This window comes from Desulfonatronum thiodismutans (assembly GCF_000717475.1).
GTDB lineage: Bacteria > Desulfobacterota > Desulfovibrionia > Desulfovibrionales > Desulfonatronaceae > Desulfonatronum > Desulfonatronum thiodismutans.
In genome coordinates this window covers 115,900-142,840 of the sequence record NZ_JPIK01000005.1, presented here as the reverse complement: position 1 = coordinate 142,840, position 26,941 = coordinate 115,900, and the positions used below count along the sequence as shown (strand labels likewise).

The following is a 26,941-nucleotide window of genomic DNA, read 5'->3' as shown; positions in this document are numbered from 1 at the left end:
GTCGACTCATGCATGTTCCGCGCATGTCGCATTGTGAAGGGTGAATCAGGTCATCTGTTTTTTCCAGACCAAGCTGCTCACGACATGACCAAACATGGCCCCGGCGACCATGAGCATCCAGTCCGTGATATCCGGATAGCGCTGGGGGAGGAAGATCTGGCCGGTCTCGACCAGGCCGGCCAGCAGACACGAGATGACGAAAAACAGCAGGGTCACGGCCCGTGCGCTCTGGCCCTGGAAATGTCGGGTCACAAAGGTGGAAAAGATCACGCCCAATGGAATGAAGTAAACCAGCACCTCCAGGATGTTGAAGGCTGAGAGCAGATACGGCTTTCCAATGTAGGCATGCAGCGGGATGAGCGAGATGTCGTTGACCCGCTGGGTAAGAAAGGCCCTGTTGAACTGGAAGGTGAAGGGCGACCAGAAGGAGCGGATTGTCAGGCCGAACCAAGCCAGGAAAAGGGCGCTTCCCAACGCCGTGTTGCGCCAGGACGTGCCCCTGGGCACGGGGGATGCTGTCGGGCCCGAGCTGAGCTTTCCAATGATGCCCCCGGCCAGCCCCCCCATCGATCCGAGAGGGATGTTGGTCGCGTCCGTGGTCCGGCTGAGGACAAAGAGCTGCACGAATTCCAGAAACGCGGCGCCTAGGGCCGCAACAAGCATGGCCGCGGCCAGGGGCCAGGCCTTGACCCTGACCAGGAACCAGCCCACCGGCATCCAGGCCAGCACCGTGGGCAAACTGGCGATGATCGCTGATGGGGACGACCAAGTGCTGAAAGGGACGAGAATGATCCTGCCGTCCTCCAACTGTCGATACAGCGTTCCCATGCGCGCCGACAGGTCCAGGGGCAGGGCGTGCAACAGCAGGATCATGCCCAGGTAGCACAAGAGCAGAAAGGTCCCGGTCGTTTTGCCGCTGTCTTCGAACAGCAGGGCCTGGAGCATGGTCCTGGTATATGAGCCGATGATCAGCCAGCAGGCAATGCCCATGGCCCCGCCCATGGTCTGGGCCATGATGTCACTGAGCAGGGTCATCCTGCCGGGGAAATAGAGCTGCAGAAATTCGGCCGTGGCGGCCAGCAGCGCGCAGTAGGCCAGGGCAGCTGGGACCAGGAACAGCGAGCGCAAAAGGCTTTTTCGGGTGTGGAAGGCAGCGAGAAACAAGAAAGGGCCGGGTATCCCGATCAGCACGTTGGCCAGCAGATTGGTGTTGGAATAGAGCCGCGGCGGCGAGATCAGGACGGCTAGTAACCCCGCCCACGCCTCGGACAGGGGCAGGTACTCGAACCTGAACGGCACCAGGCTGCCGTAGATGATGAAGCAAGCGTGGGTGAACAGCAGGAAAATGAACAGCCGCTTGATGCTGGTTTCAGGGGTCATGGCGTGAAGGGTCCCGGTTGCTCATTGGGGAAGAGTTTGGCAGTGATTTTTGTCACGTAATGCTTGAAGTAGCAAGATCGCACAGTGGGTTGAGGAGGGAGAATGTCCAGGTATAGAGGGCGGTACAGGCGCTGGATCGCCTGGCTGTTTTTTTCAGGAGGCCTGTTTTTATGTTCACCCGGACTGTCCGGGGCTAATTATCAGGAACAGCTCTGCCCCTCCCAAGTCCTGGTTCTGTACAATGCGGATTGGCGGTCCAGTCATCCGCTGATCGAGGCGGGCCAGGACTCCCTGACCGTGGCCGAGCATTACGTGCGCATGCGCACGGATCCGGCTTCCGGGGAAAAGCCGTATCTGCTGGGGCTAAGCTGCAAGCGCTTACTGGAAAGCCTTCTGGCCGGCGATCACTTGGAGGAAAAAAGCAGCGACAACAGTTGCGGCGTGGTGTACCAGCCGCCCGGCGCAAGAAGGCCGGCATCAGCCTGCGAGATGCGCGACAGCCGGCTGGTGGAAGTGATCCTGCCCGACTCGGAAATCCCCTGGGACCTGGGTACGCTCCGGTTGTGGCTGGAGCCTGAATCCGGGACGGGCCGATCCGAGGTCCTCCTGGTGGAACACGGGCGAAGCCTGCATCCCGGCCAGGTGCAGGTCCAGGAGCAGCTTCAGCAACAGGGGGACTGGCAGGTGCGTGCCCATGGCCGGGTGTTCCTCGATGGCCAATTCACGGCCAGGGCCCAGTGCCAAGACGAGCAGGGTTCGCTGCACGAGTGGAGCGCTAAATATTCCGATTTTGAGCATGCGTTCTTCAGTGCCACCGGCCCGGACGGGGTGCGTGACGACCAGAACTACCTGGACTGCGTGGAAGAACCGGTCAAGGCCTTTCTGGAAGACCCGGCCAATGCCCGGCCCGACGGAACATTACTGAAGGATCACATCCTGTATTTCGTGGTTGCCTACGGTCTGCCCAGGACGGTTCAAGCTCCGTACGGCATTGCCAGCGGGATCAACGACAAGCTGCGCGACCACGGCTCCTTCATTGACCTGGGCCAACGGCTGCAGATCATGTACTACGACGTGGACAGACTGCACAGCGAACAGGTCCAGCCCATGCGCTTCACCCCGTTACGGTCCTCGAGCGAACCGCTGTTCAGCGATACCTTTTTCCGCACTCCCTTGGCCCGGCCATTGTGGGGGCCTGGGACCAACCCGTTCGTTCACCCTCGACTTTACCAGAAGGACAAGGCCGAGGTCCGCCCGCCCAGGTTCACTGCAAACCAAAGGGCCTTTCATCCGGAGCGCCATCTGTATTTTTCCATGCGCATCGACGGGGTGAATGCCGTGGAGGCCATGGAGCTGGTGGACAGGGCGGTCTATGGCTCGAGTTTTGCCGGGCCGGAGATGGGCGTGCTGCCTGGCGTTGAACTGCTTGAGGACCCCGAGCGAACGGGTGAAATCACCTCAGGCTCGCAGGCCGAAGCATTCTGGAACTCCGGTTACAGGCACCTGCTGCAGCATTCCCGAGGATGGGTCGTCCTGGAGCTGTTCAGGCTTGCACCTGGGACCGGTTTCTTCAATTCCGGGGTGGTGTTTCTGCCCGGAGGCATTGCCACCCATGTTCAATCCAGCCAGGGCTGGAACATGAGGAATTCACGGTTTCACGAATACCTTCAGCAGGGTGTCACCATCACGGCCGGGGCGGCCAGAGTCGGCGGGGGAGCTCCGCATATCCACAACCACAGCTTCTGGGACGAGGGGGTGCTGTACCCCTTCCTGCGCCAGGGCTACCCTGTGGGCGAGATCCTGCTCATGAATCAGATCCACATGGCCTGGCTGACAAGCTTTGTCGGCGACCCGCTGTACCGGCTGCCCAATGACTCGCCACGGCCTCCAGATCTGCCGGAACTGGACTGGGAGCAAAATGTGACGGTGAAATCCATCCGCAACCCGGAGATTGGGAACGGATACCTGGTCATGGCAGACCTGGAATCAACGCCCGAAGAGCCCCGCGTGGCCCAGATGCGCCTGTCCCGGCAAGGCCAGGGCGAGAACGAGGGGGAAGCATACGTCTTTGAACGCTTTTCCTCCAGGCCGTTTGTGCTCATCCCCAGAAGCGAGGGCAGGGCAGGTGGGGACTGGATCTTGGAGCTGATCGATCCTTTCGGGAATCGTTCCTCAATGAAAGGCCATCTCAATTGAATATGTTGCCGCTTGATGTCGCGCTTCGCAAAAACAGGCGGGTTAAGCGGCCACTTTGTTGTATTTGGGTTCATGATGGATGAGAAACCCAGACGAATGACCTTCATATGCAGAGACTACCCAATAAACCGCTCAGCTCAATAGTACCTCTTATTTATATGGTCCTTATCCTCATCGGCGCGTCTGTTCCAGCAGATAGCGACAGCGAGCCGCATCTACTCGAATTTCTCTTGCTTCCACCTACTTTCCAGAATTTGCTGCACATCCCGGTCTACGGGCTCCTGGCCTTTCTCTGGCGCTGGACCCTGGACAGGCACATGTCGTCCAGGGCGGCATTTATCCTTGCCTTGCTCATCACGGTGTGTTTCGGCGCCTTCCAGGAGTGGGTTCAATCGCTGGTCCCAGGAAGATTCGGATCAGTCAATGATGTTTTTTTCGACGCAATAGGGGCTGTATTAGGGCTGTGGGTCTTCAGCCGCCTTACGCGTGGCAATAACCATCCTGATCATTCGCAGTAAATGCTCCCCATTCTGCGTGTGCTACATTTTGGATAAAAACCTCTCTTTTTATCCACTTTACGGGTGACGTGCTTTGTTTTTTTAACTGCCCCCTCGTTGCCGTTCGACCTTGAGGAAGCGTAAGGTGCATCGCCCGGATGGCCACTCAGACCCCTGGCCAAACAAGGAAAACCATTGCCGCTCGGCATGAAGCCGGGTATGTTTAGCCTCCCGGATGACGTTATTTCAACAACAATAGGCGAATTCATGCATCTCGACCCTCCCACTTCTCCCTATGCCGAAAGCCTGCTGGTCCATTTCCGACGGGTTGAATTCCTGAAACAGGAGGCCCTGCGGCTGCCCTCGCTGGGGCTGAACCAGCGCCAACTTTGCGACCTGGAACTGCTTTTGAATAGGGCTTTTTATCCGCTATGCGGCTTCATGAACCAGGATGACTACCAATGCGTCCTGGAGAAGATGCGCCTTGCCGACGGCACGGTCTGGCCCATGCCCATCGTTCTGGACGTGGAAGCCGTCATGGCGGATCAGTTGGTCCCGGGGCGGCAACTGGCCCTAAGCGACCAGGAAGGGTTTCTTCTGGCGGTCCTCACGGTTTCCGGGACGTGGAAGGCGGACAAGCGCGCCGAGGCCCTGTCCATTTTCGGGACGGATGATCCGGCGGCGCATCCGGGCGTGCAGCGGCTTTTTTCCGAAACCAGGGACTGGTACGTGGGCGGCCGCCTGGAAGGGTTGCACCTGCCCCAGCACTACGATTTCCCGGAGCTGCGCCTCTCCCCATCCGAAACGCACCGCTTCTTTGCCCAGCGCGGCTGGCGGAACGTGGCCGGATTCCAAACCAACCAGCCCCTGCACTGCGCGCACAAGGAAATGGTCCTCCGAGCGGCACGGGAAGCCGGGGCCAGTCTGTTCATTCAGCCCGTGGTCGGCCATCTTCGCCCCGGAGACCTGGATCATTTCACCATGGTCAGCTGCTACCAGGAGTTCATCAAGGCCTTTCCCCGAAACATGGCGCACCTGGGTCTCATCCCCCTGGCCGGACGCCAAGCGGGTCCGCGCGAGGCGCTGTGGGAAGCCGTGGTCCGCAAGAACTACGGCTGCAATCATTTCATGGTCGCCGATGACCACGGCGACCCCTTAACGCACGATTTGGAACAGCGCTTCTATCCCCTGGGAGCCGCCCAGGATTTGGTTCGCGGCCTGGAGGCGGAAACCGGAGTGCGCATGATTCCCCTCAAGCCCGTAGCCTATGTTGAAGACAAGGCCCAGTACGTGGTCAAGGAGGAAATTACCGCGGACATGACCGTGAAGGACATTTCCTCCTCGGAACTGCGTCGACGCCTTGAATTTGACCTGGAAATTCCCGATTGGTTCTCGCTCCCCGGGGTCGTGGTCGAGCTGAAAAAGGCCTATCCTCCACGGCACAGCCAGGGGTTCAGCGTGCTGCTCACCGGCCTGTCCGGCTCGGGCAAATCAACTCTGGCCAAGGTTTTGTTCGTCAAGTTCATGGCCATGCGCCACCGCCCGGTCACCCTGCTGGACGGAGACATCGTCCGCCGCAATCTGTCCAGCGAGTTGAACTTCTCCCGAGAGCACCGCGACCTGAACGTGCAGCGCATCGGCTTCGTGGCCTCTGAAATAACGAAAAACAGGGGGATCGCCATTTGCGCCCCCATCGCTCCCTACGAGCAGTCCCGGCGCATCGCCCGGGACATGATCAGTCAGTACGGCGGGTACGTCGAGGTGTATATGAGCGCGCCGCTGAAGACCTGCGAATTGCGCGACCGCAAAGGCCTCTATGCCAAGGCCAGGGCTGGACTTGTCACGGGCGTAACCGGCGTGGATGATCCCTACGAGCCGCCGGTGAACCCGGAACTGACCATCGATACGACGGAACTCACTCCCAACGAAGCGGCTCAGGAAGTCTTGCTCTATCTCGAGGAACAGGGGTATGTGCGGTAATATGGCGTTCCGCGCCGCAAAAAGACAATAGGCGGAAAGCGTCCTTGCGCGAAGGATCGAGGAGTCTGAAAAATGGTGCCCAGGGCCGGAATCGAACCGGCACGCCCATCTCTGAGCGAGGGATTTTAAGTCCCTTGTGTCTACCAATTCCACCACCCGGGCACTGCCCGTCCACTTATCCTTTTGACCTTTCCCCCGTCAATCGCCAATAAGCTGATTCCGTCCTTTCGCTTTTGCTGGGAACCTGCTAAAGGCGTTGGTATTTTCGAATACAGGAGATATGCCTCGTCATGCACGCCTCACCCTTGGATGTCGCCGTTTCCACGCTGATCATCGCCCGTGACGGTCAGGAAGCGGCAGTGGAGCGGGTTCTCGTGGAACAACCCGTGGAGGTCGCCCTGAATGAACGGGTCATTGGGACGGCTATGGTGCTGGCCCAGGACCTGGACGTGTTCGGGGCCGGGTTTCTTTTCGGGCAGGGGTATGTGTCCACGCCGGAAGACATTGTGGAGGTTGTGCTCTGCGAGCAGGGCCGGGTCACGGTGTACGCGCGGACGGAAGATCGAGGAGGTGAGGGGACCGAGGGTCGCTCTGATGACCGGGATGCGGACCCGGAGACCATCATCACTTCGGGTTGCGGGGGGACCGGCCGGATCAGTCGGAGAATGCTGGAGGAGGAATTTTCGCCCGCGGCGGAGAGCCGGATGGACCTGGCTCAGGTCGGCGAGCTGATCCGCGGGACCCTGGGAGCGTCCACCTTGCAGCAGGACACCCACTGCGTACATGCCTGCGGGTACTGGGCCGAGGGGCGTTTTCTGGGATGTTTCGAGGATGTCGGTCGGCACAATGCCGTGGACAAGGTCATCGGAGCGATCCTGCTGCGGCGTTTTCCCACGGGCGGCGCTGTCTACACCACTGGTCGGCTGACCTCGGACATGGTCTTGAAATGCGCCCGGATCGGCATCCCCATCGTCCTCTCCCGATCCGCACCGTCCTCTTTGGGTCTGGACATCGCCAGGCGAGCCGACCTGACCTTGGGCGGTTACGCTCGTCCGGGACGGGTGAATATCTTTAACGCGCCCCGGCGAATCGTCGCTCAGTTGCCGGACGCCGACGCGACGACCGCCTCATGATGCCAGCCCGACGATGCTGATTCCGGCCGACTCGGCCAAGCTGAGGCTTTCCGGAAGGTCCAGAAACAGGCTGCGGCCCGCTTCCACGGCCAGGCAGGACGCCTGGGCTTGAATCATGGTCCGAATGGTTTGCGGACCAATGGCCGGAAGGTCCAGACGCGGGTCCTGGATCGGCTTGAAGACCTTGATCACCACGCACCCCGGCCCGACCAACTCGCCAGCCCGCAGAATCGTGGCGTCGGTGCCTTCCAGGGCCTCCACGGCCACGGCGCTTCGCTTACGAACCACCACGCACTGCCCCACGTCCAAGGAGCCCATTTGCCGGGCCAAGGGCCAGCCGAATTCAATGTCCGCTTGTTCTTCCGGCGTGGGCCTGCGCCGGGTCAGCTCCCCTTCCGGGGTTTTCAGGTGGGGAAGGAAATCCTGGGCCGCGACCACGGTCAAGCCTTCGCTTTCCAGTTCCTGGGTGATGGCCCGCAACAGCACGTCGTCCTGCGTATTCCGAATCTTCCAGAGCAGTTTGGCCGCCCGCCAGTCCGGCCGAAAATTCACGGCCCGGGCCTTGTGCACCTTGCCGGCCATGACGATCCGTCCGACGCCCTGCTGCTTGCAAAAGGCGATCAACTTGCCCAACTGGCCCAGATGCAGCCATTGCCACGCGTCCATGGCCTGGGCCAAATCCGCCTCGGTCTCCCCGGCAAATCCCACGCCCACCACGCGCAGTCCCATGGCCCGCGCCCCGTCCAGCACCAACCGCGGCAGACGCCCCCCCCCGGCAATAATCGCCAGGGTCCCGGAACGAATGTCCGCCGTGTTCGATTGGTCAAGAAAATCCATCGCCGCCTGCTTCTGCCCCAGACCGTTCCAGGCAGTTGAATATAGAATTCAGAAGTCAGAATTCAGGAGTCAGGAGTCTAAAATCTGGATTCTGAATACTGAATTCTGACTCCTGAATTCTTTCTCCTGCCTCCTGCCTGCACCATTCCGTCTCAATACAGCGGAATGTCCTGGCCGTTGACCGCGAGCTGGTTGTCCGCGGAAACGCCCCGGGTCGTGCCCTGGAGGAATTCGAGCAGGAAAGCGACTTCGGAGGAATCGGGGCAGGTCTGCCGGACTTCTTCGATGGCGTCCTGGCGCTTCTTTCCGGAACGCCAGATGATCTTGTAGGCTTTTTCGATCCCGGCCACGGCTTCGGAGGTGAATCCCTGACGCTTCAGTCCGATGACGTTGGGACCGTAAAGCTTGGCCGGGGTGCCCGTGGCGATCATGTACGGGGGGATGTCCAGACTGATCCCGGCCTTGCCCCCAATGAAGGCGTAGGCTCCGACCCGGGCGAACTGATGCACGGCGCACAATCCGCCGAGCACGGCCTTGGTTCCGACATGTACGTGTCCGCCCAGAGTGGCCGCGTTGGCCATGATCACCTTGTCCTCAACCACGCAGTCGTGGGCCACGTGGGCATAGGCCATCAGCAGACAGTCCGAGCCCAGGCGGGTCACTCCCTCGCCGCCAACGGTACCCCGGTGCAGGGTGACGTATTCCCGGATCAGGTTGCGGTCGCCGATTTCCAGCAGGGTCGGTTCGCCTTTGTATTTCACATGCTGGGGATCGCCGCCGATGAAGGCGAAGGAATGCACGTGGTTGTCCGTTCCGAGACGGGTGTGGGCGTGGATGCGGGCCTGGGCGTCGATCTTGGTCCGGTCGCCGACGACCACGTCCGCGTCGATGACGCACATTGGTCCGATTTGGACGTCCTGGCCCAGATCAGCACCAGGATCGACGACGGCGGTAGGGTGAATCCGGGTACCCATCACGCCTGCTCCCGATCAACGAACGCTCCGCTGAGCATCGCCTCGGCCACCACCTGTCCGTTGACCTGGGCCGTTCCTTCCATTTTCCAGACGTTCATCTTGTTTCTAACGTGTCTCATGTGGAGTTCCAGTTGGTCTCCGGGCACCACCTGTCGGCGAAACTTGACCCGCTCCAGCCCGGTGAACAGAAAAAGTTTGTTGTGCAGTTCATCTTTCGGTTTGCTCACCATCAGCAATAACCCGGCAGTCTGGGCCAGGGCCTCGATGATCAGCACCCCGGGCATCAGGGGATAACCGGGAAAATGTCCCTGGAAAAAGGGCTCGTTGAACGTAACGTTCTTGATCGCCCGAATGAAGGCCTTGGGTTCGTATTCCAGGACCCGGTCCACCAGCAACAGTGGGTAGCGATGGGGCAACAGGTCCATGATCCCCCGAATATCGATACGCGAAGGGTCGGTACTGCTCATGATTCTTCCTTGGAAAGGGTCGTTTTAAGGGTTTCGAGTTCTTTTTCCAGTACTGCCAGACGCTTGGCCATGTCCGGGAGGCGATTCCAGGTGGCCGCGACGCGTAGGAACTTCCTGGCTTCCACCGCCGGAGAACCGAGATAATCCTGGCCTCCGGTAAGGGATCGGTTCACCCCGGACTTGGCTCCGACCCGGCAGCCATCGCCCAAATGCAGATGGTCGGCCACACCAACCTGGCCGGCGAGGGTGACCCGCTCGCCCAGCTTGGAACTCCCGGCGATGCCCACCTGGGAAACCAGGATGCAATGAGGTCCGATCTCCACGTTATGTCCAATCTGCACGAGGTTGTCGATTTTTGTTCCGGCGCCGATTCGGGTGGTCCCCAAGGTGGCCCGGTCAATGGTGGTGTTGGCCCCGATCTCCACGTGGTTCTCGATCACCAGGTTGCCGATCTGGGGCACCTTTTCCAGACCTCGGGGGCCGGGAGTGTAGCCGAACCCGTCGCTGCCCAAAACGGCACCGGAGTGAATGATCACGTCATCGCCCACCACCGTCCCGGACATGAGCACGGCGTTGGGGTAGATGGTCACTCGTTGGCCGATCCGACAGTCCTCGCCAACATACACGCCGCTGAACAGCCGACAGTCCTTTCCGATTTCCGCGCCCTGCCCCACGAAGACGTGAGGGTAGAGGGTCGTCGAGGAATCCACACGGGCCTCCGGATGAATCCAGGCCGCCTCGCTGAGGCCGGAAAGTCGGCCTTGTGGGACGGCATACAGGCGCAAAGCCCGCGTGAAGTCCAGGTATGGATTGGCGCTGATCAGGCCCGAGTCGACCTCGGACGCAAACTCGGCCGGGACGATCACCGCCCCGGCCTTGGTCGTTCGGAGTTGGGACAAATGCTTCGATCCGGCAAGAAAGCTCAGCTCCTCGGCTCCCGCGCTTTCCAAGCCCGCCAGCCCGTGAATGGTTAGGTCGGCTCCCTGCATGGACAGCCCAAGTAAACCGGCCAATTCGGAGAGCGTATAGGCCATGGCGGCTACCTGGCCCGCCAAGCCTTGTTCAACTCTTCTTTCACTGCGTCGGTAATGATCACGGCTTCGTCGGCATACACCAAACCGGAGGCGTTGCCGTCGATGATCATGGTAAAGTTGTTCTGTCTGCCGTACGTGTTGATGACATTGATCAGCAGCTCCAGAATTGGCTCACTCAGACGATCCTCCTCGCCCTTCATCTTCATCTGAAAGGACTGAAACTGGTCTTGAAAGTCACGCACCTTCCGGCGGTACTCCAGTTCCTTGTCCTGCTGGGCTTCCTGGCTGAGGACCATGCTTTGGCGCTGCAACTCGTCACGCAGCTTGCCGATAGCCTCGTTCTGCGCGTCCAATTCGGTGCGCATGGATTCAAACCGGGTGCGCAACTCGTTCATGGCTTCCTGGCCGGGAACCGACTCCGCGATAATCGCCTGCATGTCCAGGATGCCGACCTTGACCTGGGCCCAGGCCGGAGTGGCCGTTCCGACCGCCAAAAACAGCGCCGCGACGAGCAACGCACGAAAACACAAACGCATACTGACTCCTTGAATTGTTGTCTGATTGGTTAAGTGACGAAAAACAGCCTTTCGTGATGATCCTAGAATATTTGGCCAATAGTAAACTCTATTCCACTTTGGCGATCGCCTTCAAGGCGATCAAGTCCATAACCGTATTCCAGACGCAATGGTCCCAGAGGCGAGTACCAGCGAATGCCGGCACCGATGCTCTTATACAGATCGGACCCGAAGCTCTCGCCATGGTCCCAGACGTTACCCGCGTCGAAAAAGAGCAGGCCGACCAAGCCCATCTCCTGGTTCAAAGGAAACATGTACTCGAAATTGGTGAAAAACTGCTTCGTACCGCCGATTCGGTCGTTGGTTTCCGGGTCCCGAGGCGAGATCTCCATCCCCGGATAGCCGCGGACACTGTCGATTCCGCCAAGATAGAACCGTTCAAAAACCGGGGCCTCTTTGCCGTCGTTGTCGAACAGCAAGCCGATCTGACCTCGCCAGTGGAAGACCGTGCCCCAGAAAAGCGGATAGTAGAAGTGTGAATCGTAAGAGGATTTAATGAAGTGGTCGTCGCCCTGCAACGCGCCGCCGGCATACTGGACCGAAAGCGTGTTCACAGTGCCCCGGGAAGGATTGAAGATCCTGTCCGTAGTGTCTCTGCTGACGGCGGCATACGTGGAACTGGCCCATTTGGTGCCTTCGGCGTCCCGAATGCGCTGGGCCGCGTTCTCCTTGACGTCGGAAATGGTGTACCGCTCCAGTCGGTAGTTCCAGAACAGCCTGGTGTACTCTCCGAGCGGGTAGGACAGCCGAAACCGACCGCCCACGGCCTTCCGGTCGTAATCCTTGTAATCCCGGGTCCAGTAATAGAGGTCCGCCCCCACCCCCAAAAGCGAATCCCGCCAGGCCGGATTGGTCAGACTGAGGTCGTAGATCGTGCTGCGACCGCTGAAGGTGCCTCTAAAGGACAGGTTGTAGGCCCTGCCGAACAGATTGCGCTCTTGGACCGTGCCGGAAACGAAAACCTTGTCCAGGCTGGAATAGCCAAGCCCGGCGCTGAGCATCCCAGTGGGCTTTTCCTTGACCGTGACCTTCAGATCCAACTCGCTGGGATCAGGCGTGGCCAGCGTTTCAATGTCCACCAATTCGAAGAAATCCAGCCGCACGAGCCGTTCATTGGAGCGGGCCAATTTGGCGCCGCTGAACAAATCCCCGTCCCCGAGACGCATCTCCCGACGGATGACGTTGTCCCGTGTTTTCGTATTGCCCTCGATCAGTACGCGACGGATGTAGACCAAAGAGCCCTTATCCAGGATGTAGACCACGTTGACCAGCAGTTCATCCCGCTGGATGTCCAACTGGGCGTCGCTCTGGGCAAAGGCGTATCCGTACTCGGTATAGTGGTCAGCCAAGCTCTGCAGATCTTGGCGCAGGACGGATCGGTCGAAATACGTGCCTCGCGCCTGGAGGTCGTCCAGGGAAATCAACTTCAAAAGTTCTTCTTCAGGATCCAGCAGGTCGCCGCGAAAGCCGATGGTTCCGACTTTGTACCTGGAGCCTTCTTCAACTTTAAAGGTGATCCGGATGCCCTCCTCCAGGTACTCCACTTCCGGCTGGCCGACCCGGGCGTCCAGAAAACCGCGATTGGCATAGTAGGCTTCCAAAGCCGCAGCGTCACGTTCCAACAATTCCTCCCGCAAGATTCCCGTACCGGTCAGCCAGGAAAAAAGCCCCCGCTCGCCAAGCACCAATTCCTTACGCAACTCCCGCTGGCTCAGGGACTCGGCCCCCTCGATGACGATATCGCGGATAAACAGCCGGTTGCCTTCATCAACGGTGATGTTCAGCCTGGCCTGACGAGGATCGGTCTGTTCCAGGTTGTAGTCCACCTGGGCCAGATAGTACCCCTTTTGCCGGTACAATTCCCTGATCTTGCCCAGGTCGTCGGACAATATCCTGGGGTTGATGATGCTTCCCGAGCGGGTGGTGATGGCCTTGAGAATGTCTCCTTCCTTGATTTCCTTGGCTCCGACCACGCTGATGGCCTGGATTCGAGGACGCTCGGTGACTTCGAAGGTCAGGATCTTGCCGCTGGGCCCGTCCTCTACCTGGATGGTGATGTCGTCGAAAAAGCCCAGTTCAAAAAGACGTCGGATATCCTCGTTGACCACCTGAGGATCATAAATGTCCCCCTTCTGGCTGCGAATACGCAGCAGGACCACGTCTGATCCCAGGGTTTGGTTCCCTTCCACCAGAATCTCGGCGATGGTCTCCACTTGGCGCAACTCGCGGGTGACCAACTCGGCCAACTCTTCCACCGCGGGCAGCAGATTGATCAACCCGTCCCGGACCACGAAAAACGACTTGGCCGGTTTCAGACCAAAGGCCTCCACCAACCGCACGTCCAGGCTGATGTTTTCGCCTATCTGGCTGAAACTCCCGTAGATGGCGTGCGCGGACGCGGAAAGCAGCGCCATGTCCCGAGCCGCGGACAAGTCCAACTCGGTCAATTCCTGGTCGCGCAACAGTAGCGAGGTCTGGTCTCCGGGGTGAACCTCGAAACCGTTGGCCCGCAGCTGGTCCCGCAACAGCTCCGGAAGTCCTTCATGGAGATGGTCGAGGTCGGGAGCAGCGTTGATTTCAAAGGGCAGGACGATCAGTTTTGTGGCGGAACCGGTCTGGGCCGCGGCCTGATATGGCGTGACAAACCAAAACACGGAAAACAAGACCATGGCGAGGAGAACGCCGCCTATCGGTCCCAGACGAGTCGACTTGAGCGAAAACAGACGAAATTTGGGGATCATAATATGCCTCGCAGGGGCGCCAAGGTTACAAGGAAAACAGCTCACCGCCACGCAACTCGTATCGATGTCGCATGGCTTGAGCCAGATCGTGATTATGGGTCACGACGACCAAGCTCGTTCCCAGGGTTTGATTCAGTTCCAAAAGCACGCGCTTCACGCTTTCTCCGGCTTCTTCGTCCAGGTTCCCGGTGGGTTCGTCCGCCAGGACCAGCCTGGGCTTGAGCAGCAACGCCCGGGCAATAGCCACCCGTTGACGCTCGCCGCCGGAAAGGGTGGTCACCCGGTGTTGACCTCGGTCCGCTAGGCCGACCATGTCCAGCATGGTCTCGGCCTCGCGTCGGGACCATGCATGGGATCGTCCAGCGATCAGCCCGGGCATGGCCACATTCTCCAAGGTGGAGAATTCCGGCAACAGATGATGAAACTGAAATACGAAGCCGATGCTCTCGTTACGCAGTCGATCCTTTTCAGTCCGGGTCAACGTGGTCGTGTCCCGACCGGCAAAATAAACTGACCCGGAGGTGGCCTGGTCAAGGGTCCCCAGGATGTGCAGCAAGGTGGATTTCCCCGATCCCGAAGCACCGAGCACGGCCGCGGTTTCCCCGGTCCGCAGGGTGAAGTCCACGCGTTTGAGGATGGCCAACCGCTCCGCCGCGCTGAGTACCTCCTTGCCCAGTCCGCGCACGTCAAGCAACAATGCGTCACTCATACCGCAGAGCCTCGGCGGGTTGCAACCGGGACGCCTGGCGGGCCGGATAGAGCGTGGCCAAAAAACACATTCCCATCGCCGCCAGGGCGATGATGGCCATGTCCGTCCATTGGAGCAGCACCGGCAGGTGATCCAGATAATAGACGTCCATGGGCAGTTGAATGAACTGATAGCGCTGGAGCAGAAAACAGAGCAGCAAACCGATGGCGAAGCCCAGGCTCGTGCCCACGGCCCCGATGATCGTGCCCAGGAAGATGAATATCCGGGCGATCCGCTTTGGCCCCGCGCCCATGGAGGCCAGGATGGCGATATCCCGGGTCTTCTCCATGACCAACATCACCAGCGTGGTGATGATGCTGAAGGAGCCGACCAGGACGATCATCACCAGGATCACGAACATGGCCGCCTTTTCCAGCTTGAGCGCGGCAAAGAGGTTCTGGTTCATCTCCATCCAGGTTCGGACCTGCAAGGGAAAACCGCCCAGGGTTCGTTCCAGCTCCTGGGCGACCCGGGGCGCGGCGTCCACGTCGCGCAACCGGACTTCCAGGCCGGTGACTAAATCGCCGCGAAACCCCAATACGGATTGGGCCGCGGGGATGGTCAGGTAGGCCAGGGAGGAGTCATATTCGTACATCCCGGTCCGAAACACCCCCCGGACCACGAAGGTTTCCACGCTGGGGGCAAAGCCGGCCGCGGAGCGCTGCCCCGCGGGGGAAAGCAGATTCACTTCGGAACCAACCCGCACCCCGAGTCTCCCCGCCAGTTCAGATCCGACGAAGATTCCCCGTCCGGCGGGGTCGTCCACCAAATCCTGGACATCGCCCATGATCAGGTCACGGGACAAGGTGATCACGCCATGAGCGGCAGCGGGGTCAATCCCGCGAAGCACAACGCCCTTGACGCCCATACTCGTGCTCAACATCACTTCCGAATAGACGAAGGGCATGGCCCCAACGACCCCTGAAACCGCGGCTGCCTTTTCGGTCAGATGATCATAGTCCCGAATCACGCCTTCCAAACTGGTGACCACTATATGGGCGTTCACCCCGAGGATCTTGTCGCGCAGTTCGTTGCTGAAACCGTTCATCACCCCCAGAACCACGATCAGGGCGGCCACGCCCAGGGCCACGCCAAGCACGGAAACCCAGGAAATGACGGAGATGAAGGCATGGTTGCCTCGGGTCAGAAGGTAGCGCAGGGCGATGAAGCGCTCGAATCTCATGGGGTCGGGCCGACCTCCGGACGCAGCAACGGAAACAGGATGACTTCACGGATTGAAGGGCTGTCCGTAAGCAGCATCACCAAACGGTCGATGCCCACGCCCTCGCCCGCTGCCGGTGGCATGCCGTACTCCAGGGCCCGGACATAGTCGTCGTCCATAAAGTGGGCTTCCTCGTCTCCGGCCTCCTTCTCCTTGACCTGCTCCTCAAAGCGGCCGCGCTGGTCCATGGGGTCGTTCAATTCGGAAAAGGCATTGGCCATCTCCCTGCCGGCGATGAACAGCTCGAAGCGGTCCGTGACCTGGGGGTCGTCCTCGTTGCGCCGGGAGAGAGGAGAAATATCCGTGGGATAGTGATAGATGAAATGGGGCTGAATCAGCTTGGGCTCCACCAATAGATCGAACAGCTTGGCCTGGAGCTTGCCCAGCTTCTCATTCACATGGGCCTTTTCTCCCAGCTTGACCACCAGGCTCCTGGCCTGGTCGTACTCCATATACTGCTCCGGCCGCAGCCCGCCAAGGGTCTCCAGGGACTGGAAAAAGGTCAGCCGCTGCCAGGAGCCGCCCAGGTTGATCATCTCGCCCTGATACGGAACCACCTCGCTTCCCGTGACGGTCCGGGCCAGATCCGCGAACATCCGTTCGGTCAGGTCCATCAAGTCCTGGTAGTCGGCATAGGCCCAGTAGAACTCCAGCATGGTGAATTCCGGGTTGTGCTGGGTGGAAATGCCCTCGTTGCGAAAATTACGATTGATCTCATAGACCCGTTCAAACCCGCCCACCAGCAACCGTTTCAGGTACAGCTCAGGAGCGATGCGCAGATAGAGCTTCATGTCCAGGGCCTTGTGATGGGTCGTGAAGGGTCGGGCCGTGGCCCCGCCGGGGATGGGCTGCATCATCGGCGTCTCCACTTCCATGAAGCCCTCGTTATCCAGGTAGGAACGCAGAAAGCGGACGATCTGGGTCCGGCGTTGAAAAATTTCCCGGGTCCGGGGGTTGACCATCAGATCCACGTAGCGTTGGCGATAGCGGACCTCCACGTCTTTCAAACCGTGATACTTCTCGGGCAAAGGACGCAAGGCCTTGCTGACCAGATCCACGCTTTCGGCCTTGATGGTCAGCTCGCCGGTCTTGGTCCGGAACAGACGGCCCCGTACGCCGACAATGTCGCCGATGTCGAATTTCTTGAAGAGCGCGTATTTTTCCGTACCCACGGCATCGCGCTGGACAAAAACCTGCATCTGGTCCGTGGCGTCCTGAAGGTGCAGAAAAGCGGCTTTGCCGAAGGACCGCTGGCTCATTACCCGTCCGGCCACGGCGAAGGTCTTTTCCAAGGCCTCCAGGGCCGCCTCGTCATGGTCTCCGTACGCGGCCTTGATCCGCGCCAGTTCGGTGTTCTTTCGAAAATCGTTTGGATACAGGGCCACTCCGGACGCCTGAAGCTGGGTGAATTTCTCCAGTCGCTGCTTTTGGAGCTGGCTCATGTTTTGGTTCTGCTCGGTAGTCAAGATCATTCCTCAGTTGTTCATGGTCGTGGACCATGATGGGGTGATTCGGGAACAGCGGAAGAAGGGGCTGATGACGTTTAACGGCATGACAAGAGAAGCTCTGCTCATTAAGAGCGGGTATCCAACGCCGGAATGGAGCCATCCACGGAATGCGACGAGTCGTTGCGAGTTTGGGCGCATTTGGTCCGCGATCAGCCGAAACGCAACGTGATTGCGTATGCCAAGTCCGCCGATTCGTCAAGAAATCGACGACACTGGCCAGCAGCTCCGCAACGTTCAGCTTGACCAGGGTTTTCAATACGGATTAAGAGTCGGAGATTTTCGCGTCCATCCAGTCCAGAATCCCACCAACTCCTTAGGAGGTGCCCGTGTCCGTCCATGTGGTTCGCCATCCGCTCGTACAGCACAAACTTGGCGTCATGCGTCAGCATGACGTCAGCACCAAGAATTTTCGGGAACTGGCCTCGGAACTGGCCAGACTGTTGACCTACGAGGCAACCAAGGACCTCGTTACGGAACCCAAGACCGTCAAGGGATGGTGCGGCTCCGTTCAAGTGGAGCGGATCAAGGGCAAAAAAATCACCGTGGTACCCATTCTCCGGGCCGGCCTGGGCATGCTGGACGGCGTGCTGGACATGATTCCTGGGGCCAAGGTCAGTGTGATCGGTATTTACCGCAACGAGGAAACCCTGGAACCGGTGCGCTACTACGTCAAAACCGCGGGGAACATCGAGCAACGAATGGCCTTGATCCTGGACCCGATGCTGGCCACCGGCGGGACGCTGCTGGCCACCATCGATCTGCTCAAGGAAGCCGGTTGTCGTCGGATCAAGGGCGTCTTTCTGGTGGCCGCGCCAGAAGGTCTGCGCCGGGTGGAAGCGGCCCATCCGGACGTGGAAATCTATCTGGCGGCCGTGGACGAACGCCTTGACGAGCGAGGCTACATCCTGCCCGGACTGGGAGACGCCGGAGACAAGATCTTCGGCACCAAATAATCTTGAGGGAGCCATCATGACGACGGAACAAACGACATCGACGATTTCCACGCCTGAATACAATTTTCGACTCAAAGACAGCCTTCTGGGCCTCCAGATGCTGTTCATCGCCTTCGGCGCCCTGGTCCTGGTTCCGCTGCTCACCGGACTGGACCCCAATGTGGCCTTGTTCACGGCCGGCGTCGGGACATTGCTGTTTCAGATCATCACCAAGGGCAAGGTTCCTGTGTTTCTGGCTTCCTCCTTCGCCTTCATCCCGGCCATCATGTTCGGCGTCCAGACCTGGGGCATTCCGGCTACCATGTCCGGCTTGGCCGCGGCCGGCCTCGTGTACGTTGTCCTGGGACTGTTCATCAAATGGCAGGGGCCGGGCATCCTGATGCGCGTCCTGCCGCCCATCGTCTATGCACCGGTGATCATGGTCATCGGGCTGATCCTGGCCCCGGTGGCCGTGAACATGGCCTTGGGCAAGACCGGGGACGGTTCCATCCAATTGATCAGCGAAGGCTTGGCATTGTTCATTGCCCTGGCCTCCCTGGCCACCACCATCGTGGTCACCCTGCTGGGCAAGGGCGTCTTTCGCCTGGTGCCGATCATGTTCGGCATCATTGTGGGATATGTGCTCTGTCTCCTGTACGGCCTGGTCGATTTCACGCCGGTCCGGGAGGCCCCCTGGCTGGCCCTGCCCAATTTCGTTCTTCCTGAATGGAACTGGCAGGCCGTACTGTTCATCGTGCCCATCGCCATCGCCCCGGCCATCGAACACTTCGGGGACATCCTGGCCGTGAGCAGCCTGACCGGCAAAAACTACGTCAAGGACCCGGGCATTCACCGGACCATGTTCGGCGACGGCCTGGCCACCTCCGTGGCCGCCTGCCTGGGCGGACCGCCCAACACCACCTATTCCGAAGTCACCGGCGGCGTGGCCCTGACCAAGGCCTTCAACCCGGCGATCATGACCTGGGCGGCCATCGCCGCCATCGTTCTGGCCTTCGTGGGCAAGCTCGGCGCGTTGCTGCAAACCATCCCGGTCCCGGTCATGGGCGGCATCCTGGTCCTGCTTTTCGGGGCAATCATGGTGGTTGGACTGAACACCCTGGTCCGGGCCAAGGAAGACCTGATGGAACCCCGCAACCTGATCATCATCTCCGTGATCGTGGTCTTCGGCATGGGCGGCATGGCCTTTCAGACCGGCGAGTTCGTGCTCAAGGGCATCGGCCTGGCGGCCATCGCGGGCATTGTCTTGAACCTGATTCTGCCTGATCGAAAGATTTAGGTTGGGGGTGATCACAGCGGCTCAGGGGGTCAGCGACAGGAGCACCGTACCGTACATCTTTCAATCGTTGACCCCCTGAACCCAGAAACCTTCACGAGGTATTTTCAAAATGAGTGAGGATGCACGCCGCACATTGCTGTGGGGACTGGAGGCCGTGGCCTGGGTCTTCCGGGGAGCCGACGGGGGTCAGTGGTCCCAGGTCCGAACCGATTGCCTGCCTAAATTGGCCGGAATCCTCCTGTTCCTGGAGTCCCGAGGGCTGATCGACGGCGTCCTGCTCGACCGTGCCGACCACGTGCTCGCCCTGGCCGACAAGCAAGCCCCGGACATGACGCCCGAGAACCTGGAAGCGGAGTACGTCCGGCTGTTCGTGAACCATCGCGGCGGCGCGGGCGTCCCCTTGAGCCAGTCGTGTTACACCGGCGAAGGCCTGATGATGGGCGAACCGGCCGTGGCCATGCAGTCCCGACTGGACCGGGCCGGCCTGAAGGTCGATGCGTCGCTGGGCATGCCTCCGGATCACATTGCCATTGAGTTGGCCTACCTGATGGCCCTTATCCCGGAACATCATCCACCACGGGCTTTGTCGCCGACTTCATCGCCCGACTCATCAACGGACGACTTGTGCGCCACGAGTTCCGCGCCCATGGAGTCACTTGGCGGGTCACCTGGCGAATCACCCTCCGAATTCGCCCGCCAAATGCTTTCGTCTTGGGTCGGCGAACTGCAAAGGCGGATGATCGAGGCCCAGGCCTCCCCTTTGTTTCACCTCGCGGCGACGATTCTTGTCGTTTTGACCGAATGCACCAAAGATGAAAAATTTCCCTTCTCCGTCTCCATCACTTGACGAGAGGAAGAGCCTGATATAAACACCTTTCCTTCAACGCATTCCCTGGTAGCTCAATCGGCAGAGCGGGTGGCTGTTAACCACTAGGTTGGCGGTTCAAGTCCGTCCCGGGGAGCCATGACAATCAAACCCCGTCTGAAACAGACGGGGTTTTTTTGTGTCCGAACTGTTCCACGCTTTCCCGACGAGATGCGAAAAATGCCTACCAGCTTGCGGCAGGGTAAGACATGGGGTAGGGCTCTTTTCCATCAACATGCTCGACTGACGAGAAAACCAACGAGGTGGGTATATGCGCTTTCTGATCGTGGAGGACGACTTTACCAGCAGATTGATGCTTCAGCGGATCGTCAAGCCCTACGCGCAGTGCGATTTGGCGGTCAATGGTGAAGAAGCGGTTCAAGCTTTCAAAATGGCCTACGAGGAAGGACAGCCTTACGATCTGGTCTTGATGGACATCATGATGCCCATCAAGGACGGCCAACAAGCCTTGATGGAAATCAGAGAATACGAACGCTCCCAAAACATCAGCCCCAAGGACGAAACCCGGGTGATCATGCTCACGGCCCTGGGTGATCCGAAAAATGTCGTGGATGCCTACTACAAGGGCGGCGCCAGCTCGTATCTGGTCAAACCCATCGACAAAAGCCTGCTTTTGGAAGTCATTCGCAACACCGGCCTGCGAATCTGATTTTTCCTCGCTTCCAGGCCATCTTTTCAATCTACCCTTCCCGCTCCCCGGAGTCGACCGAATGTTCCCCCAGCACGACGCCCCTCTTTGCTCATAAAAAGCCACGCAAGTTCTCATTCTTGCGCGGCTTTTTTCATGAGATCGCAAGGATAGGTTCCGTCTTCAAAGAGGTCCGTTAAACGATTCCTCGACGAAATCGTTCTAGGTATCGCTGATAGACCCAGGCTCCCAATTCCTGAATATCGTTCTCACGCACCGGGTTCCAGACGATCTTGCCGCTCGGGTCATTTTTCCCGTGGTGGGTGAATTCCACCCCGATTTCCATGTCTTTGTTCAAATAATCTTTTCGTCCGTAAGTGATTCTCCCTTTCAGCCAAACGACCTGATGGCCGCTATCGGCCTGCTCGCTCAAGACAAGCCAGATGACCAGTCTATCACCTTTGGCCCACGCGGCAGGGCTCTCCGACTTGCCCTCCGCGGCGGCCCCCCTATTTTCCGAAAGGGTTTCGTTGGAAATGTCTTTGAGTAGCTTCGCGGTCAGCCGTATCCTAAGACCACCCGCGGAAACGTCTTGAACGATTACCAAGCCTTGTTCGAAGTGCTGCCCTCCGACGATGGGCGGACGCAGTTTGGCTCGGTCGGCCTTGGGGCACCGAAAGACCATCTTTCCTTCTTCCCAAAGCGAAAAGTTCAGAATGTCGCCCGTGGCTGGATCCAGACGAATATTTGACCGGCGTTGGCCGATGTCCAGTACGGAGGGTTTCTCCAAGACCAGAATGGAGTTGGAACTGGAGCCGGCGACATCCAGAACCGGAGAAGTGAAATTGTAAAAGATGTCCGTCTTCCTGACATGGTCACGAGCTTTGAAGTAACAGATAACCTTGTGTCCGACCCAGGCTGGGTTGGCACTTTGCCCGGATATCTCGATGATCAGATCATTGACGCCTATTTCGCGTAGGACGCCGGTGACGTCGAGTCGGCCGCCGTGCTCTCGATCCGGCGAGATGATCAACTTGGCGCGCAAATCCTGGGCATCCCCCAAAAGGCTTTGGATGGTGCTCAAATTGGTGATGCTCAGGGCTGAGGTCATGGGCGGCACTTGGTTATGGGGAAGATTTTGAACCGATTTATAGCGCAAGCTCCAGGCCAATCCCTGGCTTTATCCGGATCAGGCCCCCATCAGGACCACGTCTGGGCTTGTCGGTCCAGGGTGCGGTAATTGATGGCCTCGGCCAAGTGGTCGGACGACAGCGTCTCCGTCCCTTCGAGGTCCGCGATGGTCCGGGCGATGCGCAGGACGCGGGTGTAGGCCCTGGCGCTGAGGCTCAATCGCTGCACTGCGGCCCCCAGAAAATGATGCTCCGCGTCGCCCAGCGGGCAGAACGAATTCAGCCACTTTCCATCCAGGTCGCTGTTGGTCAGCAGGGGAGAGTCGCGAAAGCGTTGGTACTGCAAGGCCCTGGCCTTTTCGATGCTTTCGAGCATGGCCGCGGAATCGCGGGAGCCACGTTGTCTGCGGAGTTCTTTGTAGGGTACTGCCGGGACTTCCACGTGCAGATCGATCCGGTCCAGAAGCGGCCCGGAGAGGCGGGAGCGGTAGCGCTGGATCTGCTGCGGCGAGCAGGTGCACTGGTGCTGTTCATCGGTGAGGTAGCCGCAGGGGCAGGGATTCATGGCCGCCACGAGCATCAGGTCCGCTGGATAGGTCAGGGACATGGCGGCGCGGGAAATGGTCACCAAACCGTCTTCCAAAGGTTGCCGCAGCACTTCCAGGACATGCTTCTTGAATTCCGGCAGTTCATCCAGAAAGAGCACGCCGCGATGGGCCAGAGAGACCTCACCCGGCCTGGGGTAGTGGCCCCCGCCGATCAACCCGGCGTCGGAAATGGTGTGGTGCGGGGAGCGAAACGGACGAATCACCACCAGCGGCTGGTCCTTGGAAAGCATCCCGGCCACGCTGTAGATCTTAGTCACTTCGAGGGCTTCCTCGAACTCCAGGGCCGGCAATATCGAAGGCAGCCGTTTGGCCAGCATGGTCTTGCCGCTCCCCGGAGGGCCGAGGAAGAGGAGGTTGTGATTTCCCGCGGCGGCGATTTCAATGGCCCGCTTGGCGTGCTCCTGGCCCTTGACCTCGCTGAAGTCCAGGATCGACTTGGTGCGATTTTTCCAGAGTTCGTCCAAATCGCAGACCGCCTCGGGGATGGCTTCCTCGCCCAGCAGGAAGCGCACGGCCTGGGCCAGACTCTCCGCCCCGTACACGGACAATTCCTTGACCACCGCCGCTTCCTGGGCGTTGTCCGCGGGGACGATCAGCCCTCTTGCTCCCTGGGCCCGGGCCTTCAAGGCCAGCGGAAGAATGCCGGACACGGGCTTGAGTTCGCCGTTGAGGGACAGCTCGCCAGCCAGGAAAAAGTCCTGAACCTGTTCCTGGCGCAGCACTTCCACCCCGGTGAGCAGACCCACCGCCAGGGGCAGGTCGTAGGCGCTGCCTTCCTTGCGCATGTCCGCCGGGGCCAGGTTCACGGTGATCCGGGCCGGGGGCAGCTTGAAGCCGGTGTTCTTCAATGCCGCGAAAACCCGCTCCTTGCTCTCCCGTACCGCGCCCTCGGCCAAGCCGACCATGGTGAACGAAGGCATGCCCTGGCGGGCGAAATCCACTTCCAACTCCACGTGAAAGGCCTCAATGCCCATCAGCGCGGTGGTGGCGATTTTGGCCAGCATGGTCCTCCCGTTTAGGTCGTCGGCTTATTGTAATATGCGGCCCACCCGCTCCCAGCGGGGTCCTTTCCCCGCCTCCCAGGACCAGTAGATCCGCCAAGCCTTGCCCTTGATCCGCTCCCGATCCACGAACCCCCAGAACCGGGAATCCAACGATTCGTCACGGTTGTCGCCCAGCACGAAGTATTTACCCTCGGGAACCTTGAGCGGGCCGAGACGATCTCTGGGTTGGACGTCGCGGAGTGTGGCGTCCCGGAACTGGACGTAGGGCTCGTCCAGCTCGCGCCCATTGACCAGAACTCGTTTCCGACGGATTTCCACGATGTCGCCGGGCAGGCCGACGACACGCTTGATGAAGTCCTGGGGGCAGGCCTCGTCGGCCAGACCGGGCAGGGAGCATTGCAACCACCGGGCCGGCTCCTCGGTAAAGACGGGAACGTCCTGACCGAACAAAAACACCACGATATCCCCGCGCTCCGGTTCGTCCAACTCAATGACGGCCCCGGTCAGCGGAATCTTCACGTCGTAGGCGAACTTGGTGACCAGGAGATGGTCGCCGACCAGGAGGGTATCCAGCATGGAGCCAGAGGGAATCTTGAAGGCCTGGACCACGAAGGACCGGATCAGCAGGGCCAGGACCACGGCCAGGAGAATAGCCTTGGCGTATTCCCCCAGGGTGGTAGCCAGGGATTTGGACATGCGCGAAACAGCTCTACTCAATCCGCTGGCCAACCCGGTTCCAGCGTACGTCGCTCAAAAACCAGCGCGGATTGGCGGACCAGTATATCCGCCACGCCTTGCCTCGGATCTGCGACCTAGGCACGAACCCCCAGAACCGGGAGTCATGGGAATTAAACCGGTTGTCGCCCAGGACAAAGTAGTGATCCTCGGGCACGGTTCGCGGCCCGAAATGGACCCGTGTCGGACCGGGGTGCAGGGTCAGATAGGGCTCGTCCACCACTTCGCCGTTGATGTACAGGGTCTGATCCCGCACTTCCACCTCGTCCCCGGGTAGCGCGGTCACGCGCTTGATAAAGTCCTTGGACGGATCCTCCGGGTAGCGGAAGACGATCACGTCACCGTGTTCAGGGTCCTGGGTCGAGAGGATGCTCCAGTCCGTGAAGGGTGCTTTGATGTCGTAGGCGAATTTGGTCACGAACAGGCGGTCTCCGATCTGCAGGGTCTCCAGCATGGAGCCGGAGGGGATCTTGAAGGCTTGAATGATGAACGTGCGAATGATCAAAGCCAGGATCAGTGCGATGATCAGGGCCTCGGAATATTCCTTGAGCGCGGTTTGCCAGCGGGGGTTCATGAAGACTCCTTAAATGTCCTATTCCTTGCGCAACACGGCCAGGAAGGCTTCCTGGGGAATGTCGATGTTGCCCATCCGTTTCATGCGCCGCTTCCCTTCCTTCTGCTTTTCCAGAAGCTTGCGCTTGCGGGTGATGTCGCCGCCATAGCACTTGGCCGTGACGTTTTTGCGCATCGGCGCGATGCGTTCCTTGGCGATGACCCGCTGCCCGATGGCGGCCTGAATGACCACCTCGAACAACTGGCGGGGAATGACCTGGCGTAGGCGGCTGGCCAGTTCCCGTCCCTGAGCGTAGGCCTTGTCCTTGTGTACGATGATGGACAGGGCGTCCACGCCTTCGTTGTTGATCAGGATGTCCAGCTTGACCAGTTCCGAGGGCCTGAAATCAATGAACTCGTAATCCAGGGAGGCGTAGCCGCGGGTTACGGACTTGAGCCGGTCGAAAAAATCGTACACGATTTCCGCGAAAGGCAGTTCGTAGGTCACGATGACCCTGGTGGAGGACAGAAAGCGGAGATCCTTCTGCTTGCCCCGGCACTCCTCGCACAGGGCCAGCACCGCGCCCAGATACTCATTGGGAACGTGGACCTCCATGTGCACGTAGGGCTCGGCGATGAATTCGATCTTGTTCAGCGGGGGCAGCTTGCTGGGATTGTCCACGGAGAGGGTCTCGCCCTCCAAGGTCTTGACCTCGTAGATCACCGAGGGCGCGGTGACCAGCAGCCGGGCCTGGAACTCCCGCTCCAATCGTTCCTGGATGATCTCCATGTGCAACAGCCCAAGAAAGCCGCAGCGGAAGCCGAATCCCAGGGCATGAGAGGTTTCCGGCTCAAAGGAGAAGGCCGCGTCGTTGAGCTGCAACTTTTCCAGGGAATATTTGAGCGAGCCGTATTCATTGGGCTCCACCGGATACATCCCGCAAAAGACCATGGCCGTGATTTTCTTGAACCCGGGCAGGGGCGTGAGGGTCGGATTGTCCGGGTCCGTGATGGTGTCACCGACCCGGGCGTCGGTCAGGTTCTTGATCCCGGCGCAGAGGAAGCCGACCTCGCCCGGTCCGAGTTCGTCCACGGCCAGGGGCTCGGGGGAAAAAACTCCCAGCTTGGTGACCTCGAACCTGGCCTTGTTGGAATGCAGCAGGATGAACTGACCGTTGCGAATCCGACCGTCCATGACCCGAAACAGAATCACCACCCCGAGGTAGGTGTCGTACCAGGAGTCGAAGATCAAGGCCTTGAGCGAGGCGTTCTCTTCACCCTTGGGCGGCGGCAGGTCGGTGATGATCCGTTCCAGAACTTCCGGAACACCCTGCCCGGTCTTGGCGCTGATCATCAGCGCGTCCCGGCAGTCCAGGCCGATCACTTCCTCGATCTCGGTCTTTATCCGCTCCGGTTCCGCGCTGGGCAGGTCGATCTTGTTCAGGACCGGAATGATCTCCAGGTTGTTTTCCAGGGCCAAGTAGGCGTTGGCCAAGCTCTGGGCCTCGACCCCCTGGGAGGCGTCCACCACCAGCAGGGCGCCTTCGCAGGCCACCAGGCTGCGGGAGACTTCGTAGCTGAAGTCCACGTGTCCGGGGGTGTCGATCAGGTTCAGGATGTACTCGCGTCCGTCCTTGGCCTTATAGGGGATGCGCACGCTCTGGGCCTTGATGGTGATGCCCCGCTCCCGCTCCAGGTCCAGCCGGTCCAGGTACTGCTCTTTCATCTGGCGGGCGTCCACGAGGCCGGAGATCTGCAGAATGCGGTCGGCCAGGGTGGATTTTCCGTGGTCAATGTGCGCGATGATGCTGAAGTTGCGAATGTTTTTCTGGTCAATCATGATGAGGGGGTTTCCTTACCCCGCATAGCCCATTGGG

At 59.7% G+C, this 26,941-nt stretch carries 23 protein-coding genes and 2 tRNA genes; 9 read left to right on the top strand and 16 right to left on the bottom strand.

The genetic code is table 11. The features are described from left to right. Positions 1–45: 45 nt before the first annotated feature. A complete protein-coding gene (locus GY33_RS0103945; RefSeq protein ID WP_031386091.1) occupies positions 46–1,380 on the bottom strand; it encodes a VanZ family protein in 1,335 nt (444 codons plus the stop codon). A 102-nt stretch (positions 1,381–1,482) separates the two neighbouring features. Here GY33_RS0103945 and GY33_RS0103940 point away from each other — a divergent pair, with 102 nt between their 5' ends. The 3 genes from GY33_RS0103940 (at position 1,483) to GY33_RS0103930 (ending at position 6,053) form a co-directional block, all read left to right on the top strand. Then, the gene (locus tag GY33_RS0103940; RefSeq protein WP_031386090.1) at positions 1,483–3,576 is read left to right on the top strand and encodes a hypothetical protein; all 2,094 of its coding nucleotides are present in this window, start codon (positions 1,483–1,485) and stop codon (positions 3,574–3,576) included. Between the two features lie 107 nt (positions 3,577–3,683). Then, positions 3,684–4,094, top strand: a complete 411-nt coding sequence (locus tag GY33_RS0103935; protein ID WP_031386089.1) for a VanZ family protein — start codon at positions 3,684–3,686, stop codon at positions 4,092–4,094. A gap of 246 nt (positions 4,095–4,340) precedes the next feature. Beyond that, entirely contained in the window at positions 4,341–6,053 is a 1,713-nt protein-coding gene (locus tag GY33_RS0103930) for a bifunctional sulfate adenylyltransferase/adenylylsulfate kinase (RefSeq protein WP_031386088.1), read from the top strand. Positions 6,054–6,126: 73 nt separating this feature from the next. Here GY33_RS0103930 and GY33_RS0103925 read toward each other — a convergent pair. Beyond that, a tRNA-Leu gene (locus GY33_RS0103925) sits at positions 6,127–6,215 on the bottom strand. Between the two features lie 128 nt (positions 6,216–6,343). On the opposite strand from GY33_RS0103925, the gene fdhD reads away from it, so the two are divergent. Further along, positions 6,344–7,186: a formate dehydrogenase accessory sulfurtransferase FdhD gene (gene fdhD, locus GY33_RS0103920; RefSeq protein ID WP_051822265.1), complete on the top strand. Its 843-nt coding sequence runs from the start codon at positions 6,344–6,346 to the stop codon at positions 7,184–7,186. Here the strand turns inward: fdhD and GY33_RS0103915 are convergent. From GY33_RS0103915 to lysS, 9 genes are all read right to left on the bottom strand, one after another. Next, positions 7,181–8,023: an LpxI family protein gene (locus tag GY33_RS0103915; protein ID WP_035271216.1), complete on the bottom strand. Its 843-nt coding sequence runs from the start codon at positions 8,021–8,023 to the stop codon at positions 7,181–7,183. The two genes, fdhD and GY33_RS0103915, sit on opposite strands and share 6 nt — an antisense overlap. A gap of 152 nt (positions 8,024–8,175) precedes the next feature. Then, complete coding sequence (gene lpxA, locus GY33_RS0103910) at positions 8,176–8,997, bottom strand: acyl-ACP--UDP-N-acetylglucosamine O-acyltransferase (RefSeq protein WP_031386085.1); 822 nt, start codon at positions 8,995–8,997, stop codon at positions 8,176–8,178. Then, complete coding sequence (gene fabZ, locus GY33_RS0103905; RefSeq protein WP_031386084.1) at positions 8,997–9,464, bottom strand: 3-hydroxyacyl-ACP dehydratase FabZ; 468 nt, start codon at positions 9,462–9,464, stop codon at positions 8,997–8,999. Before fabZ ends, lpxA begins: the two co-directional genes overlap by 1 nt. After that, positions 9,461–10,498 (bottom strand): UDP-3-O-(3-hydroxymyristoyl)glucosamine N-acyltransferase, encoded by a 1,038-nt coding sequence (gene lpxD, locus GY33_RS0103900; RefSeq protein ID WP_031386083.1) that lies wholly within the window; start codon positions 10,496–10,498, stop codon positions 9,461–9,463. The genes fabZ and lpxD overlap by 4 nt, the downstream gene beginning before the upstream one ends. Before the next feature lie 5 nt (positions 10,499–10,503). Beyond that, positions 10,504–11,034, bottom strand: coding sequence for an OmpH family outer membrane protein (locus tag GY33_RS0103895; RefSeq protein ID WP_031386082.1), 531 nt, complete (start codon positions 11,032–11,034; stop codon positions 10,504–10,506). A gap of 62 nt (positions 11,035–11,096) precedes the next feature. Further along, a complete protein-coding gene (bamA, locus tag GY33_RS0103890; protein WP_084184761.1) occupies positions 11,097–13,814 on the bottom strand; it encodes an outer membrane protein assembly factor BamA in 2,718 nt (905 codons plus the stop codon). Between the two features lie 25 nt (positions 13,815–13,839). Next, on the bottom strand, positions 13,840–14,523 hold the full coding sequence (locus tag GY33_RS0103885; RefSeq protein WP_031386080.1) for an ABC transporter ATP-binding protein: 684 nt from the start codon (positions 14,521–14,523) through the stop codon (positions 13,840–13,842). After that, positions 14,516–15,745 (bottom strand): lipoprotein-releasing ABC transporter permease subunit, encoded by a 1,230-nt coding sequence (locus GY33_RS0103880; protein WP_031386079.1) that lies wholly within the window; start codon positions 15,743–15,745, stop codon positions 14,516–14,518. Before GY33_RS0103880 ends, GY33_RS0103885 begins: the two co-directional genes overlap by 8 nt. After that, a complete protein-coding gene (gene lysS / locus GY33_RS0103875) occupies positions 15,742–17,256 on the bottom strand; it encodes a lysine--tRNA ligase (RefSeq protein ID WP_031386078.1) in 1,515 nt (504 codons plus the stop codon). Before lysS ends, GY33_RS0103880 begins: the two co-directional genes overlap by 4 nt. Positions 17,257–17,618: 362 nt before the next feature. Between lysS and upp the strand changes: the two genes are divergently transcribed. From upp to GY33_RS0103850, 5 genes are all read left to right on the top strand, one after another. Continuing rightward, on the top strand, positions 17,619–18,245 hold the full coding sequence (upp, locus tag GY33_RS0103870) for a uracil phosphoribosyltransferase (RefSeq protein WP_031386077.1): 627 nt from the start codon (positions 17,619–17,621) through the stop codon (positions 18,243–18,245). A gap of 16 nt (positions 18,246–18,261) precedes the next feature. Next, positions 18,262–19,521, top strand: coding sequence for a uracil-xanthine permease family protein (locus GY33_RS0103865; protein ID WP_031386076.1), 1,260 nt, complete (start codon positions 18,262–18,264; stop codon positions 19,519–19,521). 109 nt (positions 19,522–19,630) lie between these two features. After that, the gene (locus GY33_RS0103860; RefSeq protein WP_084184760.1) at positions 19,631–20,368 is read left to right on the top strand and encodes a molecular chaperone TorD family protein; all 738 of its coding nucleotides are present in this window, start codon (positions 19,631–19,633) and stop codon (positions 20,366–20,368) included. A gap of 42 nt (positions 20,369–20,410) precedes the next feature. After that, positions 20,411–20,486 (top strand) — tRNA-Asn (locus GY33_RS0103855). A 171-nt stretch (positions 20,487–20,657) separates the two neighbouring features. Next, the gene (locus GY33_RS0103850) at positions 20,658–21,056 is read left to right on the top strand and encodes a response regulator (RefSeq protein ID WP_031386074.1); all 399 of its coding nucleotides are present in this window, start codon (positions 20,658–20,660) and stop codon (positions 21,054–21,056) included. Positions 21,057–21,231: 175 nt separating this feature from the next. On the opposite strand, the gene GY33_RS0103845 is transcribed toward GY33_RS0103850, so the two are convergent. The 5 genes from GY33_RS0103845 to lepA form a co-directional block, all read right to left on the bottom strand. Beyond that, positions 21,232–22,146, bottom strand: a complete 915-nt coding sequence (locus GY33_RS0103845; protein ID WP_152555065.1) for a PilZ domain-containing protein — start codon at positions 22,144–22,146, stop codon at positions 21,232–21,234. Positions 22,147–22,235: 89 nt separating this feature from the next. Beyond that, positions 22,236–23,777, bottom strand: a complete 1,542-nt coding sequence (locus tag GY33_RS0103840; protein WP_031386072.1) for a YifB family Mg chelatase-like AAA ATPase — start codon at positions 23,775–23,777, stop codon at positions 22,236–22,238. A gap of 24 nt (positions 23,778–23,801) precedes the next feature. Beyond that, complete coding sequence (gene lepB / locus GY33_RS0103835; RefSeq protein WP_031386071.1) at positions 23,802–24,473, bottom strand: signal peptidase I; 672 nt, start codon at positions 24,471–24,473, stop codon at positions 23,802–23,804. 13 nt (positions 24,474–24,486) lie between these two features. Beyond that, positions 24,487–25,086, bottom strand: a complete 600-nt coding sequence (lepB, locus tag GY33_RS0103830) for a signal peptidase I (RefSeq protein ID WP_031386070.1) — start codon at positions 25,084–25,086, stop codon at positions 24,487–24,489. 18 nt (positions 25,087–25,104) lie between these two features. Continuing rightward, positions 25,105–26,904 carry a translation elongation factor 4 gene (gene lepA, locus GY33_RS0103825; RefSeq protein WP_031386069.1) on the bottom strand — a complete coding sequence of 600 codons (1,800 nt, stop codon included), beginning with the start codon at positions 26,902–26,904 and terminating at the stop codon, positions 25,105–25,107. Positions 26,905–26,941 lie beyond the last annotated feature (37 nt).